The sequence below is a fragment of the Nocardioides sp. genome (genome assembly GCF_035703625.1).
Taxonomy (GTDB): domain Bacteria; phylum Actinomycetota; class Actinomycetes; order Propionibacteriales; family Nocardioidaceae; genus Nocardioides.
Genome location: NZ_DASSXS010000237.1, coordinates 15,047 through 30,231, shown reverse-complemented (window position 1 = coordinate 30,231; position 15,185 = coordinate 15,047). Strand labels below are relative to the sequence as shown.

Annotated in this window: 15 protein-coding genes; 6 read left to right on the top strand and 9 right to left on the bottom strand. The window is 71.7% G+C overall.

Going from position 1 to position 15,185, the window contains the following annotated elements; genetic code table 11:
* A partial coding sequence (locus VFN12_RS12325; protein ID WP_325118993.1) for a DNA topoisomerase IV subunit B occupies positions 1–1,851 on the bottom strand: 1,851 nt, incomplete at its 3' end.
* Between the two features lie 456 nt (positions 1,852–2,307).
* Between VFN12_RS12325 and VFN12_RS12320 the strand changes: the two genes are divergently transcribed.
* The 4 genes from VFN12_RS12320 (at position 2,308) to VFN12_RS12305 (ending at position 5,158) form a co-directional block, all read left to right on the top strand.
* Complete coding sequence (locus tag VFN12_RS12320; RefSeq protein ID WP_325118991.1) at positions 2,308–2,562, top strand: DUF7455 domain-containing protein; 255 nt, start codon at positions 2,308–2,310, stop codon at positions 2,560–2,562.
* Between the two features lie 114 nt (positions 2,563–2,676).
* Positions 2,677–3,153: a DUF456 domain-containing protein gene (locus tag VFN12_RS12315; RefSeq protein ID WP_325118990.1), complete on the top strand. Its 477-nt coding sequence runs from the start codon at positions 2,677–2,679 to the stop codon at positions 3,151–3,153.
* Positions 3,153–4,010 carry a DMT family transporter gene (locus VFN12_RS12310; protein WP_325118989.1) on the top strand — a complete coding sequence of 286 codons (858 nt, stop codon included), beginning with the start codon at positions 3,153–3,155 and terminating at the stop codon, positions 4,008–4,010. Before VFN12_RS12315 ends, VFN12_RS12310 begins: the two co-directional genes overlap by 1 nt.
* A 44-nt stretch (positions 4,011–4,054) precedes the next feature.
* Positions 4,055–5,158 (top strand): CapA family protein, encoded by a 1,104-nt coding sequence (locus VFN12_RS12305; protein WP_325118988.1) that lies wholly within the window; start codon positions 4,055–4,057, stop codon positions 5,156–5,158.
* Here VFN12_RS12305 and VFN12_RS12300 read toward each other — a convergent pair whose 3' ends face one another.
* From VFN12_RS12300 to VFN12_RS12275, 6 genes are all read right to left on the bottom strand, one after another.
* Entirely contained in the window at positions 5,159–5,962 is an 804-nt protein-coding gene (locus VFN12_RS12300; RefSeq protein WP_325118987.1) for a M28 family metallopeptidase, read from the bottom strand.
* A gap of 189 nt (positions 5,963–6,151) precedes the next feature.
* Positions 6,152–7,207: a PP2C family protein-serine/threonine phosphatase gene (locus tag VFN12_RS12295; RefSeq protein ID WP_325118986.1), complete on the bottom strand. Its 1,056-nt coding sequence runs from the start codon at positions 7,205–7,207 to the stop codon at positions 6,152–6,154.
* 228 nt (positions 7,208–7,435) lie between these two features.
* Positions 7,436–9,046, bottom strand: coding sequence for an RNA polymerase sigma factor (locus VFN12_RS12290; protein ID WP_325118985.1), 1,611 nt, complete (start codon positions 9,044–9,046; stop codon positions 7,436–7,438).
* 109 nt (positions 9,047–9,155) lie between these two features.
* Complete coding sequence (locus tag VFN12_RS12285; RefSeq protein WP_325118984.1) at positions 9,156–9,725, bottom strand: HhH-GPD-type base excision DNA repair protein; 570 nt, start codon at positions 9,723–9,725, stop codon at positions 9,156–9,158.
* 4 nt (positions 9,726–9,729) lie between these two features.
* A complete protein-coding gene (locus tag VFN12_RS12280) occupies positions 9,730–10,203 on the bottom strand; it encodes a GNAT family N-acetyltransferase (protein WP_325118983.1) in 474 nt (157 codons plus the stop codon).
* A gap of 59 nt (positions 10,204–10,262) precedes the next feature.
* On the bottom strand, positions 10,263–10,667 hold the full coding sequence (locus VFN12_RS12275; RefSeq protein ID WP_325118982.1) for a universal stress protein: 405 nt from the start codon (positions 10,665–10,667) through the stop codon (positions 10,263–10,265).
* A gap of 129 nt (positions 10,668–10,796) precedes the next feature.
* Here VFN12_RS12275 and VFN12_RS12270 point away from each other — a divergent pair, with 129 nt between their 5' ends.
* Positions 10,797–11,222: a hypothetical protein gene (locus tag VFN12_RS12270; RefSeq protein ID WP_325118981.1), complete on the top strand. Its 426-nt coding sequence runs from the start codon at positions 10,797–10,799 to the stop codon at positions 11,220–11,222.
* Between the two features lie 15 nt (positions 11,223–11,237).
* Here VFN12_RS12270 and VFN12_RS12265 read toward each other — a convergent pair whose 3' ends face one another.
* Positions 11,238–12,701 (bottom strand): glutamate--cysteine ligase, encoded by a 1,464-nt coding sequence (locus VFN12_RS12265; RefSeq protein WP_325118980.1) that lies wholly within the window; start codon positions 12,699–12,701, stop codon positions 11,238–11,240.
* Positions 12,702–12,710: 9 nt separating this feature from the next.
* On the bottom strand, positions 12,711–13,673 hold the full coding sequence (locus VFN12_RS12260; protein WP_325118978.1) for a DUF4192 domain-containing protein: 963 nt from the start codon (positions 13,671–13,673) through the stop codon (positions 12,711–12,713).
* 151 nt (positions 13,674–13,824) lie between these two features.
* On the opposite strand from VFN12_RS12260, the gene VFN12_RS12255 reads away from it, so the two are divergent.
* A complete protein-coding gene (locus VFN12_RS12255; RefSeq protein WP_325118977.1) occupies positions 13,825–15,132 on the top strand; it encodes a DNA polymerase IV in 1,308 nt (435 codons plus the stop codon).
* Positions 15,133–15,185 lie beyond the last annotated feature (53 nt).

The following is a 15,185-nucleotide window of genomic DNA, read 5'->3' as shown; positions in this document are numbered from 1 at the left end:
GGTGCGCCGGCGCGGGTCCATCGTGGTCTCCGCCAGCTGGTCGGCGTCCATCTCACCGAGTCCCTTGTAGCGCTGGACCGGGTCCTTCCACCGCACGTTCTTCTTCGACAGCTCGGCGAGCTTTCGCTGCAGCTCGTCGTCGGAGTAGGTGTAGACGTACTTGTCCATCCCCTTCCTGGGGTTGGTGAGCTCGATCCGGTGCAGCGGCGGGACCGCGGTGTAGACCCGCCCCTCCCGGATCAGGTCGGGCATGTACTTGAAGAACAGGGTCGCCAGCAGGCAGCGGATGTGGGCGCCGTCGGAGTCGGCGTCGGCCATGAAGATGATCCGGCCGTAGCGTCGCGCCTCGAGGTCGAAGGTCCGCCCGGAGCCGGCACCGACCACCTGGATGATCGAGGCGCACTCGGCGTTCTTGAGCATGTCGCCGACCGAGGCCTTCTGGACGTTGAGGATCTTGCCGCGGATCGGCAGCAGCGCCTGGAACTCGGAGTCGCGGGCGTCCTTGGCGGTCCCGAGCGCGGAGTCGCCCTCGACGATGAAGAGCTCGGTGCGCTCGTTGTCGTTGGCCCGGCAGTCGCGGAGCTTGGCCGGCAGCGCCGAGGACTCCAGGGCGTTCTTTCGGCGCTGGGTCTCCTTGTGCTGGCGGGCCGCGAGCCGCGTCTTCGAGGCGCCGACGACCTTCTCCATCACGAGCTTGGCCTGGGCCTTCTCGGCGCGCTTGGTGGAGGTCAGGAACTTCTTCAGCTCCGCCGACACCACACGACGTACGACGCTGCGCGCAGCCGGGGTGCCGAGGATCTCCTTGGTCTGTCCCTCGAACTGCGGCTCGGCCAGCCGGACGGTGACCACGGCGGTCAGCCCCTCGAGCACGTCGTCCTTGATCACGTTGTCGTCGTTGACCCGCAGCGCCTTGGTCGCCCGCATCACCTCGTTGAACGTCGAGGTGAGCGCCGCCTCGAAGCCGCTCAGGTGGGTCCCACCCTTGGGCGTGGCGATCACGTTGACGAACGACCGCAGCTCCGTGTCGTATCCGTGGTTCCACCGCACCGCCACGTCGACGTGCAGCTCGCGCTCGACCTCCTGCGGGGTCATGTGCCCCTTCTCGTCGAGCAACGGGACGGTCTCGGTGAAGGTCTCCGACCCCTGCAGGCGCAGCACGTCGGTCAGCGGCTCCCCCGTGGACAGGTACTCGGTGAACTCGGTGATCCCTCCGTCGTGGCGGAACTTCTCCTCGCGCGGGTCCGGCCCGCGCAGGTCGCGAATGACCAGCTCGAGGCCCGGCACGATGTAGGACGTCTGCCGGGCCCGGGTGAGGAGGTCCTCGAAGACGAACCGCGCGTCCTTGGTGAAGATCTGGCGGTCGGGCCAGAAGCGCACGCGGGTGCCGGTGCGCCCCTTGGCGACCCGCTTGCCCTTGCGGGTCAGGCCGGACTTCGGCTGGAACTTCGCGGTGGGTCCTTCCCCGTCGAACACCCCGGGCGCTCCGCGCCGGAAGGAGATGCCCTGCTGGGACGGGGAACGGTCGACGTCGACGTCGAGCCGCGAGGAGAGCGCGTTGACCACCGAGGCCCCGACCCCGTGCAGGCCACCGGTGGCGACGTACGAGCCGCCGCCGAACTTCCCGCCGGCATGCAGGTGGGTGTAGACGACCTCGACACCCGGCAGGCCCGTCTTGGGCTCCTTGTCGACGGGGATGCCTCGGCCGTCGTCGTAGACCTCCGCCGAGTCGTCGGCGTGGAGCGTCACCTCGATGGACCTGGCGGCCCCCGCCAGCGCCTCGTCGACGCCGTTGTCGATGATCTCCCACAGGCAGTGCATCAGGCCCCGGGTGTCGGTCGACCCGATGTACATGCCCGGCCGCTTGCGGACAGCCTCGAGACCCTCCAGGACCAGGAGGTGGGCCGCGTTGTAGGTGTTGTCGATCGTGGGGCTCCCAGACTTCGAGTCGAAAACAACGTGCTGCAAATCCGAGTGTGCTGCTGTGCCGAATCTACCTGCGACACGCCGACAGGCGACGCAGGCTCGCTTGCCGGGGAATCGACCGGAAGCGGGTCTACCTTGATCGCACCATGATGTGTGGTTCACGTCACGACGCAGGACCGGTCCGGGCCCGAGTTCGGAGGTATCGCCACCTGATGACCCACGCACCCGTCACACTTGTGGCAGCGAGCTCGTCTAGACCGTCACCGGCGTCCGAGCATGGATCCCGTCGGTCATGGGTAGAAGGGCTTCGTGCCCGAGGACGTGTCAGGCAACACCCGGGGTCGGGAATCTTTGTCACCGGGCACTACGTTGGACATGACACCGATGAAGAGAAATGAGGCCGATGTGACAACTGCCGTTGCCCCCGCTGCTCGCGCGTTGACCGCCGAGGACCGCTGCGACCGTTGCGGTGCCCAGGCCTACCTCCGCGTCGAGCTCCACGCCGGCGGCGAGCTTCTCTTCTGCGCGCACCACGCGCGTGAGCACGGAGACAAGCTCCGCCAGGTCGCAGTGAACCTCGTGGACGAGACCCACAAGCTCACCGACACGCCGGCCACCGCTCCCGCCGAGGAGTACTGACCGCCCCCTGACCCCAGACCTCTCGCGGCCCCGGACCTCCTGGTCCGGGGCCGCGTCTTTTCGTGGCCCGGCGTGCCGGGCGCTGCCCGGGAGCCCTGTGGGAGGGTGTGCCGCATGTCCCTCGCCGAAGTCCTGGTGGGCGTCGCCATCGCCGTCGGGCTGATCGGCATCCTCGTGCCGATCCTGCCGGGCAGCGCGCTCATCCTGGTGGCGATCCTCGTGTGGGCCGTCCAGCTCGGCTCCGGTACGGGGTGGGCGGTCGTCGCGGTCGCCGCCGCGTTCCTGCTGATCGGCACGATCGCCAAGTACGCCGTGCCGGGCCGCCAGCTGAAGGACGCCGGGATCCCCGCCTCCACCCAGTGGACCGGTGTGGCGCTGGCGGTGCCGGGCTTCTTCGTCATCCCCGTGGTGGGCGCCTTCCTGGGCTTCGTGGCGGGCGTCTACCTCGCCGAGCGACGCCGGCTCGGCGCTGGTCCTGCCGGAGCCTCCACCTGGTCGGCGTTGCGGGCCGTCGGGCTCTCGCTGCTGATCGAGCTCACCGCGGGAGTGATGGCCGCCGCCGCCTGGGTCGCGGGCGTGGTGGTCACCTGATGGCGGTCGTCCTGGCGCTGGCCTCGGCCCTCGCCTACGGCCTCTCCGACTTCGTGGGGGGCCTGGTCGCGCGGCGTACCTCCGCCTGGTCGGTCGCCGTGGTCGGCTCGCTGACCGCCGCGGTCTGTACGGCGGTCGTCGCCGCCCTCGTCCCCGGAGATCCGACGACGGGCCACTTCGCCTGGGCCCTCCTCGCCGGGCTCGGCAGCGGCGCCGGCGCCGGCTTCCTCTACCGGGGGTTCGCCGCCGGCCGGATGGGCGTCGTCGCTCCCGTCTCCGCGGTCGGCGCAGCCGTGGTGCCGCTGCTCGTCGGCGTGGTCTCGGGCGAACGGCCGGCCGTCCTCGCGTGGGTGGGCATCGCCGCCGCCCTGCCGGGGATCTGGCTGGTCTCCCGCGAACCGGTGCCGGAGGACGCCCGGCACCTGGAACCCGGCCAGCACCCGGCCACGGCCGAGGGCGTGGTGGACGGCCTCCTGGCCGGTCTCGGCTTCGGCGTCCTCTTCGCCGCCCTGGGCCAGATCCCCGACTCGGCCGGGCTGTGGCCGCTCGCCCTCACCCAGCTGCTGTCGGTGCCGGCCGTGGTCGTCATCGCCGGCCTCCTGCGCGAGCGGTGGCTGCCCCGGCACCGAGCGGCCTGGCACGCCGTGTGGTGCGGGCTGCTGAGCACGGTCGCGACGGTGGCCTTCCTGCTGGCGACCCAGCGTGGCTTCCTCACCATCTCCGGGGTGCTGGCCTCGCTCTACCCCGCGTTCACGATCCTGCTGGCGGCCGTGGTGCTCAAGGAGCACATCCACCGCGCACAGGCCGCGGGCCTGGTCCTGTGCGGCGGCGCGGTGGCGCTGGTCGCCGCCGGCTGACCCGCCCAACCGGGGTCTGCGCGGCGCACGGGCAGACTGGAGGCGTGCACGTTCCCGTGCGGACCCGAGTCCTGGTGGCCGTCGCGGCCCTGGTGGCGGCGACCGCGTGCACCGGCCAGCCCACCACCGGGGCACCGCGGCCCGACCGACCATCCCGGCCGGAGAGCCCGACGACCCCGGCGACCCCGCAGCCCAGCCGACCGCAGCGGGAACCGGTCACCACGCTGACCGTCGTCGGCGACATCATGCTCGGGCGCGGCGTGGCGGACCAGCCGGGTGGTGCCCGGGCCCGGCTGCGACCGATGGCCGCGCACCTGCGGGCAGCCGACCTGACCGTCGGCAACCTCGAGAGCACCCTGTCCGGCGACGGGTCGCCGCAGCAGGGAGGCGACTCCTTCCATGCCCCTCCCGCGGTCCTCGACGCTCTCGCCGGAGCCGGCGTCGACGCCCTGTCGCTGGCCAACAACCACACCGGCGACTACGGGAGCGCCGCCCTGCTCCAGACGGTGGCGGCGTTCCGGGACGCGCGGATCAGGTCCTTCGGCGCGGGGCACGACCTGCGGGCGGCGACCCGGGCCGCCGTCCTCACCCGCCACGGGGTCCGGTTCGGCTTCCTCGGCTTCAACGCCATCGGCGAGACCCCGCGGGCAACGCCCGGGAGCCCGGGCGCGCTGTCGGTGCGCATGCCGCCGCGCACCGGCCCGCTCGAGCGGGCCGACCTGGCCCACGTGCTCGGGGCGGTCGACAGGCTCGCGAAGCGGGTCGACGTGGTCGTCGTGCTCCCCCACTGGGGCACGCAGTACACCCACGTCGCCGAGCCGGTCCAGTCCCTCGTCGGGCGGCGGCTGGTCGGCGCCGGAGCGGACCTCGTCGTCGGCGGCCACCCGCACTGGGTGCAGGGCCTCGAGCGGCACGAGGGCGCCGTCATCGCGCACTCGCTGGGCAACTTCGTCTTCGACATGGACTTCATGGAGCAGACGATGGAGGGCGTCACCCTGACCGCGCGGTTCCGCGGCCACCGGCTCAGCGACGTGGTCCTCACGCCCTACCGTCTCGACGCCACGTTCAGCCCGCGCCCGGTCACCGGGTCCGAGGCGGCCGCCATCCTCCGCGACGTGCGCCGCCATCGGGTCAGCCCGGACCGCTGATCAGCGCAGCCATGCGAGCACCAGACGACCGGTGCGTTCCAGCTGGGCCCGGCTGACGACGGGCGGGAGGTCGGCCGCGCTGTGGTAGGCGGCGTACGGCGTGCTGCCGATCCGGATGCCCGGCAGGCCGGCGCGCACGAACGACCAGTGGTCGCTGGAGCGGTTGACCTGGGCCTCGGTGGGGACTCCGGCGCGTCGGGCGGCGGCCAGCACGTCGGCACGCTGCTGGAGGCCGGAGGGTCCGGCCGACGACACCGGCACCACGGTCCCGACCCCCACCCGGTCGAGCGAGAGCATGCCGCGGACGGCTCGACGCTCGGCGGGAGCGAGCGAGGCGACGTAGGCCCGCGACCCGTAGTGGTGGTCGTCGTCGGTCGGGCCGCGTGGCTCCTCGGCCCCGAAGGCGACCAGCACCACGGGCAGCCGGGTGCGCCGCTCGGCCACGGCCTCGGCCACGGCCAGGACCACTCCGACACCGGAGGCGTTGTCCTCCGCGCCCGGGGCCTGCGGCACGGTGTCGAGGTGGGCACCCACCACCAGGTGCGGGCTGCGGGGGTCGAGCCCGGGCGCGGTCGCGATCAGGTTGCTCGACCTGCCGGCGGCCACCGGCACGCCCCAGGAGACTCCCCCGGGCACCCTCACGGGCTGTCGCCGTACGTCGTAGCCGGCCTGTCGGAGCCGGCCCGCCACCCACGACGCGGCCCGGTCGAAGGCGGGACTGGTGGCGTGGCGCGGGCCGAGATCGCCGGCCAGGCGACCGACGGCGCGTGCGGCGATCCCGACGCGCAGGTCGTCGGGCCGCACGGCGGGATCGGGGCGCGTCTCGGCGGTGGGAGACCCACGCGGTGTCGGTCTCGGGGTGGGCTCCCCCGCCCGGTCAGCCGGTGGCTCTGCAGGATCACCGCGCGGTCCGACCTCCGACGAACAGCCGGTCACGGCGAGACCGAGCACGAGCACGGACGCCGCCAGTCGCGCGGAGGGCACGCTGTCAGGCTAGCCGGAGCTCCACGCACCGTTGCGTCGCTCGACCAGGACCAGGGCCAGGTCGTCGCTGACGCGCGTGCCGACGTGGTCGACGACCTGACCGAGGAGGTCGTCGAGTGCCACGCCGAGGTCACTCGCGCTCATGGCCGAGCTCTCCTCGAGCGGGAAGAACGTCCCGTCCCGGTCACGACTCTCCACCAGCCCGTCGGTGTAGAACAGCAGGCGCTCGCCCTCGGTGAGCTGGCAGGTGGTGGGACTCGGCTCGGGATGCAGGCCCAGGGGCGGCTGGGGCGTCCCCGTGTCCACCAGGCTGCGGGACCGGGCATCCGGGACGAGCAGTGGCGGGTGATGCCCGCAGTTGAGCAGGGTCACGCTCAGGTCCTCGTGGAACTCCGCGAGCACGACGGTCACGAAGTCCTCGTCACCCGCGACGGCGGTCACCACCTCGTCGAGGTCGGCCGCGACCTCGGTGAGGGACGGTTCCAGCCGGGCGGCACGACGAAAGGCCGCGAGGACGGTCGAGGCCAGCTGCACGGCGTCGAGCCCCTTGCCGCGAACGTCGCCGACGACGAGGCGCACGCCGTTGGGCGTGTCCGCCACCTCGTAGAGGTCACCCCCGACGAGCGCCTCCTCCGTCGCGGACACGTAGCGGGCAGCAAGACCCAGTGAGCCGATCGACCCGGGCATGGCGCGCAGGAGGGCACGCTGCGCCGCCTCCGCGATGGCAGTCATGTGCTGCAGCTGGCGGTCTCGACGTGCCCGCAGCCAGGCCACGAGCACCGCCAAGGCTCCGCCCGCGGCGACGACCACCATGCGGATCCACCACTCGGTGGTCCCCAGGTTCTGGTTCCAGAGCGCCGAGACCCCGGCCATCACCAGGGCAGCGACAGCCAGGAGGGCCGTTCGGGTCACGGTGGTGAGGACGCTGGCCACGCCGACGGCCAGGGCGAACGTGCCCGTGATCAGCAGCGAGGGTGGCAGAAGCGCATCCGTCACGACGAGCAGGAACAACACCCCGAGCGGGATCAGCACTTCCCCCGCGCGGAACCACCGCCTGCTCGACACCCAGCGATCCTCGCACGCGGATCAGGCGTGCGGGAGGGATCGCCTCACTCGACCGACCGGCTTGATCGAGGCGCCGAGGAAGAACACCTCCACCGCTTCCAGGGAGGCGGTGGGGTCGCAGGTGCAAGGGATGTCTTCAACTGAAATTTGCAGCCTGGTTTCGCGGCGCGCGAAACGGCCGGGACACGGCAACGCCAGGAACCGCACCCGCGGCTCCAGGAAGCGGCCTCAGTCGAGGTAGTCGCGCAGGACCTGGGACCGGCTGGGGTGCCGCAGCTTGGACATCGTCTTCGACTCGATCTGGCGGATCCGCTCGCGCGTCACGCCGTAGACCTTGCCGATCTCGTCGAGGGTCTTGGGCTGGCCGTCGGTGAGACCGAACCGCATGCTGACCACACCCGCCTCGCGCTCCGACAGGGTGTCCAGCACCGCGTGCAGCTGCTCCTGGAGCAGGGTGAACGACACCGCGTCGGCCGGGACGATGGCCTCGGAGTCCTCGATCAGGTCGCCGAACTCGGAGTCGCCGTCCTCGCCCAGCGGGGTGTGCAGCGAGATGGGCTCGCGGCCGTACTTCTGGACCTCGATGACCTTCTCCGGGGTCATGTCGAGCTCCTTGGCCAGCTCCTCCGGCGTGGGCTCGCGGCCGAGGTCCTGCAGCATCTGGCGCTGCACCCGGGCGAGCTTGTTGATCACCTCGACCATGTGCACCGGGATCCTGATGGTGCGCGCCTGGTCGGCCATGGCCCGGGTGATCGCCTGCCGGATCCACCAGGTGGCGTACGTCGAGAACTTGTAGCCCTTGGTGTAGTCGAACTTCTCGACCGCACGGATCAGGCCGAGGTTGCCCTCCTGGATGAGGTCCAGGAAGAGCATGCCGCGACCGGTGTAGCGCTTGGCCAGCGAGACGACCAGGCGGAGGTTGGCCTCCAGCAGGTGGTTCTTGGCGCGCTTGCCGTCGTCGGCGATCCACTCGAGCTCCTCGAGCAGCTTGGCGCTGATCTTGCCGCCCTTGGCCAGCTTCTCCTCCGAGAACAGGCCGGCCTCGATCCGCTTGGCGAGCTCGACCTCCATCTCGGCGTTGAGCAGCGGGACCTTGCCGATCTGCTTGAGGTAGTCCTTGACCGGGTCGGCGGTGGCGCCGGCCACCATCACCTGCTGCTCGGGCTCACCGGCGTCGTCGGCATCGGAGACGACGAAGGTGGCCTGCTTCTCGTCCTCCTCGATGGTCGGGTCGACCTTGACATCCTTCTCGAACTGCTCGTCGGGGATGTCGGGCAGGATCTTCTTCCCGTCGGGGCCGACGGCCGGCGGGACCATCTCCTCCACCACGGCGGCGGCCTTGGCGGTGGTCTTGGCGGCAGACTTCTTGGCCGGCGCCTTCTTGGCCGGAGAGGTCTTGGCCGGGGAGGTCTTGGCCTGCGTGGCGGCCTTGGCGGCCGGCTTCGCCGCCGTCTTCGCGGTGGCCTTGGGAGCGGTCTTCTTCGAGGTCGCCGCCGCCGCCCGGGTGGCGGCCGGGATCGTCTTGGCGGCAGACTTCTTGGCCGGCTTCTTGGCCGCCTGCTTGCTGGACGTGCTGGCCGTGGTCGTGCGACGCGTCGACCTCGCTGCGACCACCCTGGTGCCCGACGGCGGCATGGCCACCGAGATGCCCAGGCCGCTCAGGTGGGCCATCAGGCCCTTGAGGTGCCGGGGCTGGACGGATGCATCCTCACTGGCCTGCCGGACGGCGTCGGGGGTGACGGTGCCGGAGGGAGTCCCTCCCTCGATCAGGGCCACGACGGCTGGGTGTGAGAGCACCTCGGCGGGAACTGGCTTGCGCGGGTTCGAAGACACGAACACCTCTCGTCAGGAGCATGGGGGCGCGGCGAGACCCGGTACCGTCAAGAGCCGCGCTGGTCATTCTGCCACGCAGCCAAGGCGCAAACCGAACTCACCCCGCCCGAGTCGCTCAGGACGTGGCTGCGCGGGCGGCTGCCTTCTTCTGCTTCTTGAAGTCACGCACCTTCTGCAGTGAGACCGGGTCGACCACGTCGGCCACCGAGCGGTACCCGTCCTCGGCGTAGGAGCCCACGGCCTGCTCCCAGCCCTCGGGGCGGACGCCGAGCTGCTTGGCGACGAGGGCGGTGAAGATCTGGGCCTTCTGCTTCCCGAAGCCGGGCAGGGCCTGAAGCCGCTTCATCAGCTCGGCCCCGCTCGAGGCCCCGGTCCAGATCCGCGAGGCATCGCCGTCGTACTCGTCGGTGACGATCCGGGCGAGCTCCTGCAGCCGGGCCGCCATCGAGCCGGGGAACCGGTGGATGGCCGGCGGCGTGCTGCACAGCTCCTTGAAGTCCTCAGGATCCGCGGCCGCGATCGCGGCGGGCTCGAACGTCCCGAACCGGGAGAGCACCTTCGCCGGGCCGCGGAAGGCGTGCTCCATGGGGTACTGCTGGTCGAGCATCATCCCGGCGAGCAGCGCGAACGGGGAGTCGTCGAGCACCTGGTCGGCCGCCGGGTCGCCGGTGATGTTGAATCCCATGCGGTCATCCTGCCGCGCGCGAGCCCACGCGGTCGAGCCGGTACTCCAGGAGGACTGGATGCGGGGGGAAGGAGGTGCGGGACTCCCGGCCCGTGGCCTCCCACCCGAGCTTCTCGTAGAACCGTCGAGCGCGCAGGTTGCCGGCGAAGACGCGCAGGCGGACCCTGCCTACCTCGGCGGGGAACGTCGCCAGGAGCTCCTCCAGCAGCCAGGTGGCCAGTCCGCTGCCCCACGTCTCCAGCGCCGTGCCGAAGTGGAGGACCTCGTCCCCCCGGCGGGCCGCGAAACCCACGAGCCGGCCGTCGGGCCCGGTGGCGACGTAGGCGGCGACCCCGGGGTCCTGCAGCTCGGCTTCCCAGCGACCTCGCACGGCGTCTCGCGGGAAGGGGTACTCGTCCTGAGGGAAGATGTTCGACAGGCCGGCGACCGCCGCCGGCTCCTGGATCGCCGACAACGCGTGGAGGTCCCCGACCTCCATGCGCCGAAACAGCCAGTCAGGCGCCATCGCGGGACCGTCGTCGAGTCCGTGTCGGCCGATCAGGCGTCGGCCTTGACCGCCAGGACGGGGCACTTGGCGTCCAGCAGGATCCGCTGGGCGTTGCTGCCGAGGATCAGCTTGCCGACGGGCGAGCGGCGACGAAGCCCGATGACGATCAGCTCCGCGGACACCTCGGAGGCGATGCCGATCAGGTCCTCGGCCGGCTCGAACCCGCGCACCAGCTGACGGATCTCGTGCTCCACGCCGGCCTCCTTCAGCCGGTTCTTCACCGCCTCCATCTCGCTCTCGGCCTTGTCGGAGGCGGCGCGGTCGAAGTCCTGGCCGCCGCGGTGGGAGTTCACGACGACGACCTTGGCTCCACGCAGCTGCGCCTCCGAGATAGCGCTCGTGAGAGCCGCCTGCCCCTCCGGCTTGGGCACGTAGCCCACGACGACGTTCCCCATTTGCTGCCTCCTCGTGCTGGCGACTCAGGACCGGTCGGCCCTCCGGGCACGCTATCGAATCCGGACCCCCGACGGCAGCCTGTGGAGGAGTCGGCTCTTCCATCGCTCGAAGTGGGCAGGCTGTACGTCGTGCCCGCCCCGCCCCGGCTACCACCGACCCCGCTGGTCGAGACCCTGCTCCGCCGCGCAGTCCTGGACTTCCGGGTGTCGGAGCGGCGCAAGTGCTTTGCCCCCGTCCTGCACGTCGGGGTCCCGGGAGCGAGCTGCCTGACCCACGAGCAACGCTGCGCCCAGGCGGTGGAGCACGGGCTGGGCGCCGACCTGGTCGCGGCCCTGCTGCACCGGACCCGCGCCGGGCCGGTCGAGCCGCTGGTCTGGCTGACCAGGTCCGGCGAGCTCGTCCTGGAGGACGCCGACGCCGCGTGGCTCTCGGCCGCCCGGTCGGCCTACGCCGAGGCGCAGGTGCCGCTGACGATGGCGGTCGTCACCCGCCGAGGCTGGTGGGATCCGCTCTCGGGTCGGAGGCGCGAGTGGAACCGCCTGCGACGGCGGTGACCGGTGCCTGTCGGGTCACTCCCAGGTGTGCACCGGCTCGTTGCTGTGCATGTTGCGCTGGTAATCGAGCAGCGTGGCCCGCAGCGCGTCGTACCGGTCGAGGTCGGACCGCTGGTGCATCCGGGTGGCGAACCACTCAGCGCCGTTGGTGCCTTCCAGGCAGCGCTGCTCGATGATGCCCAGGAGCCGGTCACGCACGTCGGCCGCGACGCCCCACGAGTCCAGGCCCTCGTGGGCCATCGGGAGGAGCCGGCGCAGGACCAGCTCGGTGACCCGCACCTGCCCCAGCCGGGGCCAGTAGATCTGCGCCTCGATCCCGTGCTCGGCAGCGACGTGGAAGTTCTCCTCGGCAGCGCTGAAGGACATCTGGGACCACAGCGGTCGCTGGCTGTCGACGAATGCGCGGACCAGGCCGAAGTAGAGCGCCGCGTTGGCCATCATGTCCGAGACCGTCGGCCCGGCAGCCAGGACGCGGTTCTCGACGCGCAGGTGCGGGACTCCCAGCGCGATGTCGTAGACCGGGCGGTTCCAGCGGTAGATCGTGCCGTTGTGCAGCCGGAGCTCGTGCAGCTCGGGCGTCCCCCCGTCCTCGAGGACCTCGAGCGGGTCCTCGTCGTCGGTGATCGGGAGCAGGGCCGGGAAGTAGCGGACGTTCTCCTCGAACAGGTCGAACACCGAGTTGATCCAGCGCTCCCCGAACCACACCCGGGGCCGCACGCCCTGGGCCTTGAGCTCCTCGCTGCGCGTGTCGGTCGCCTGCTCGAACAGCGGGATCCGCGTCTCGCGCCACAGCTCCTTGCCGAGCAGGTAGGGCGAGTTGGCACCGACGGCGAGCTGGATCGCCGCGATCGCCTGCGACGCGTTCCAGTACGCCGCGAACTGGTCCGGCGAGGTCTGCACGTGCAGCTGCATGCTGGTGCACGCCGCCTCCGGCACGATCGAGTCGGCGGTCGTGACCAGCCGCTCGGGCCCGACGACCGAGATCGAGATGTCCTCGCCACGGGCCGCCATGATCTGCTCGCTGAGCAGGCGGTAGCGCGGATTGGCGCTGATCGTGCCGGGGGCCATGTGCCCCTCGGCCAGCGTGGGCAGGACGCCGATGGTCACCATGTGGGCCCCCACCTTGGACGACTGCTTCTCGGCGTCGTTGAGGCTCTCGCGCAGCGTGTCCTCGAAGGTGGTGAGCCCGCCTTCGCGCAGCTTCGCCGGGGGCACGTTGATCTCGATGTTGAACTGGCCGAGCTCGGTCACGAAGTTGGGATCGGCGATCGCCTCGAGCGCCTCGGCGTTCTTGAGTGCCGGGTCGCCGTTCTCGTCGACGAGGTTGAGCTCGACCTCCAGCCCGGTCATCGGGTCGTCGGTGTCGAACCGCTCGTCACGCAACATCCGGGCGAACACATCGAGGCAGCGCCGCACCTTCTCGCGGTACCGCGTGCGGTCGGCTCGGGAGAACTCCTGTGCTTCCACCTCTTCGCCCATGGTCCGACCCTAGGGATCAGGACGCCGCGCGGCGAGAGTTTGAGCCGGATCTTCCTGCACGCGGACCTCGTCCCACATGGACGGCGGGACGGCGTGGGTGAGGACGCGGGCGAGGTGGTGGGCGATCCGGTGGTCCGGATCGTCGGCGAGAGAGCGGTCGACGGCACACCACGCGAGCGCACCGTTACCCGACAGCCAGGCGGCGAGGCCGAGCATGGCGGCGACCGGTGCGACGAGGCCCGTGGGTGCCCGCCGGACGAGGTCGCCCCACAACCGGGCATGCGCCTCGGCCGAGTCGCGAGTGAGCAGAGCGAGGCTCGCGTCGCGGGCCACGACGTCGTCGAGGCCGGTGAGCACGCGGGCAGCCTCGTCGTCGGCGGGCACCGTGCCCGCGGCCAAGTGGTGGGCCACGGTCGCGCGCAGCCAGCGGGGGTCAGCCGGTGTGACGTCGCGCAGGGCGGCGGCGACGCCGGTCACAGCCGCCGGGTCCGGCGCGACCGTCGCCTCCAGGTCGGCACGGGACCGGTGGGTGACCCGGCCGCGGAGCACCGACTCGGCCGCGAACGGGTGGGCCGAGACGTCGTAGACGACGCCGGCCGTCGGCACCGAGCGCCGCGGGCGCAGCAGCGGGAACCACCGGTGTCCGTCGGCCCGCAGCACGTCGATCACCTCGATGCCGGCAGCACGGAAGGAACGGACCAGGCGGTGGGCCACCCGGTCGGCGCGCGCGGGGTCGTCGGTGTAGAGCAGGAACAGCACGCGGGCCACCTGGTGCTGGACGCTCGGGGCGAGCAGGGACTCGACGCAGGGGTCGACCTGGTCTGCGCACGACGGAAGGTCGACCCGGGCGTGGAAGCAGCTCGGGCCGTCGAAGGTGAACATGACCGCGGAGTCGGTCGGCACGAAGCCGAGCACGACGGGCGCGGCCGCCAGCAGGTCCTCGGGCGAGCGGAGGGTCAGGGTGGTGGTCATGACGGCACGATCCCTTGCGGGATCGACGATCCCGCCCAGTGACGACGCGGGCTGTGGAGGAGCCCGGCCGCAACGGGGCCTGTGGACGCTGGGCGGGCCGGTTCGGCGGGCCTGCGGGCCGCGCCGGGGGCCGGGGACTAGTTTGCGCACCATGCGTCCGGTCGCCTCGGTGCTCCACCTCGACCTGGACGCCTTCTTCGCCGCCGTCGAGCAGCGTGACAAGCCCTCCCTGCGCGGCAAGCCGGTCGTCGTGGGCGGCGTGGGCGGCCGGGGCGTGGTGTCGACCGCGTCCTACGAGGCGAGGCGGTACGGCGTCCGCTCGGCGATGTCGACCCGGGAGGCCCGGGCCCGCTGCCCGCACGCCGCCTTCCTCTCCGGGAGGTTCCACGCCTACCGCGAGGCCAGCACGATCGTGATGTCCCTGCTCCGCGAGACCTCCCCCCTCGTCGAGCCGCTCTCGCTCGACGAGGCGTTCGTCGATCTCGAGCACGCCGACCTCCCCGACCTCGAGGTCGAGACGGTGCGCACGTGCGCCGAGCGACTGCGCACCCGGGTGGCCGAGGCGACCGAGGGACTGACCGCCTCGGTGGGCATCGGCACGTCGAAGTTCATCGCCAAGGTGGCGAGCGACCTCGACAAGCCCGACGGCCTGGTCGTCGTACCACCTGGGACCGAGCAGGACCTCCTCAGGCCGATGCACGTGACGGTGATCCCGGGCGTGGGGCCGGCCACCACGGAGCGGCTGCGGCGGGCCGGCATCCACACGGTGGCCGACCTGGAGACGCTGAGCCTCGACGAGCTGGTCCGGATGCTCGGCCGGGCCCACGGCAGCGGGTTGCACGCCCTCGCCCGGGCCGAGGACGACCGGCCGGTGATGGCCGAGCGGGAGACCAAGTCGATCAGCGTGGAGGGCACCTACGACACCGACCTGACCGACCGCAAGCTGATGGAGGGGCTGCTGACCAGGCAGGCCGGCAGCGTCGCGGAGCGGCTCCGCAAGAACGGCATGTCGGGCCGCACCGTCACGATCAAGGTGCGCCTGCACGACTTCACGACCCTCAGCCGCTCCGCCACCCTGCCCTCCCCCGTCGACGACGGGCCCACGGTCGCCCGCCTGGCCCGGAGCCTGCTCGGTGAGCTCGACACCTCGGGCGGCGTCCGGCTGCTCGGTGTGGGCGTGTCGGGGCTGGCCGACTGGATCCAGGACGATCTCTTCGGCGAGGACCCCGAACCGGAGGAACCGCTCCCGGACGAGCCGTTGCCCGGCCCGCCGCGGCCGGTCTGGTCGCCGGGCATGGACGTGGTCCACGACGAGATGGGGCGGGGCTGGGTGTGGGGCTCGGGCCGGGGCGTGGTGACCGTGCGCTTCGAGACCGCGCAGACCCCGGCCGGGCCGGTGCGCTCCTACCCGATCGACGATCCGGCGCTCAGCGCGTGGCGCCCGCCGGAACCGGGCTGACCGAAATGGGTGAGGGGCCCTTCGATGGTATGAGCACCAAAGGACCCCTCGTT

Coding starts and splice junctions, on each gene's coding strand:
- VFN12_RS12265 (WP_325118980.1), bottom strand. CDS start 12,701: ATGGGCGAAGAGGTGGAAGCACAGGAGTTCTCCCGAGCCGACCGCACG.
- VFN12_RS12280 (WP_325118983.1), bottom strand. CDS start 10,203: ATGGAGGTCGGGGACCTCCACGCGTTGTCGGCGATCCAGGAGCCGGCG.
- VFN12_RS12285 (WP_325118984.1), bottom strand. CDS start 9,725: ATGGGATTCAACATCACCGGCGACCCGGCGGCCGACCAGGTGCTCGAC.
- VFN12_RS12310 (WP_325118989.1), top strand. CDS start 3,153: ATGGCGGTCGTCCTGGCGCTGGCCTCGGCCCTCGCCTACGGCCTCTCC.
- VFN12_RS12260 (WP_325118978.1), bottom strand. CDS start 13,673: ATGACCACCACCCTGACCCTCCGCTCGCCCGAGGACCTGCTGGCGGCC.
- VFN12_RS12320 (WP_325118991.1), top strand. CDS start 2,308: ATGAAGAGAAATGAGGCCGATGTGACAACTGCCGTTGCCCCCGCTGCT.
- VFN12_RS12315 (WP_325118990.1), top strand. CDS start 2,677: ATGTCCCTCGCCGAAGTCCTGGTGGGCGTCGCCATCGCCGTCGGGCTG.
- VFN12_RS12255 (WP_325118977.1), top strand. CDS start 13,825: ATGCGTCCGGTCGCCTCGGTGCTCCACCTCGACCTGGACGCCTTCTTC.
- VFN12_RS12275 (WP_325118982.1), bottom strand. CDS start 10,667: ATGGGGAACGTCGTCGTGGGCTACGTGCCCAAGCCGGAGGGGCAGGCG.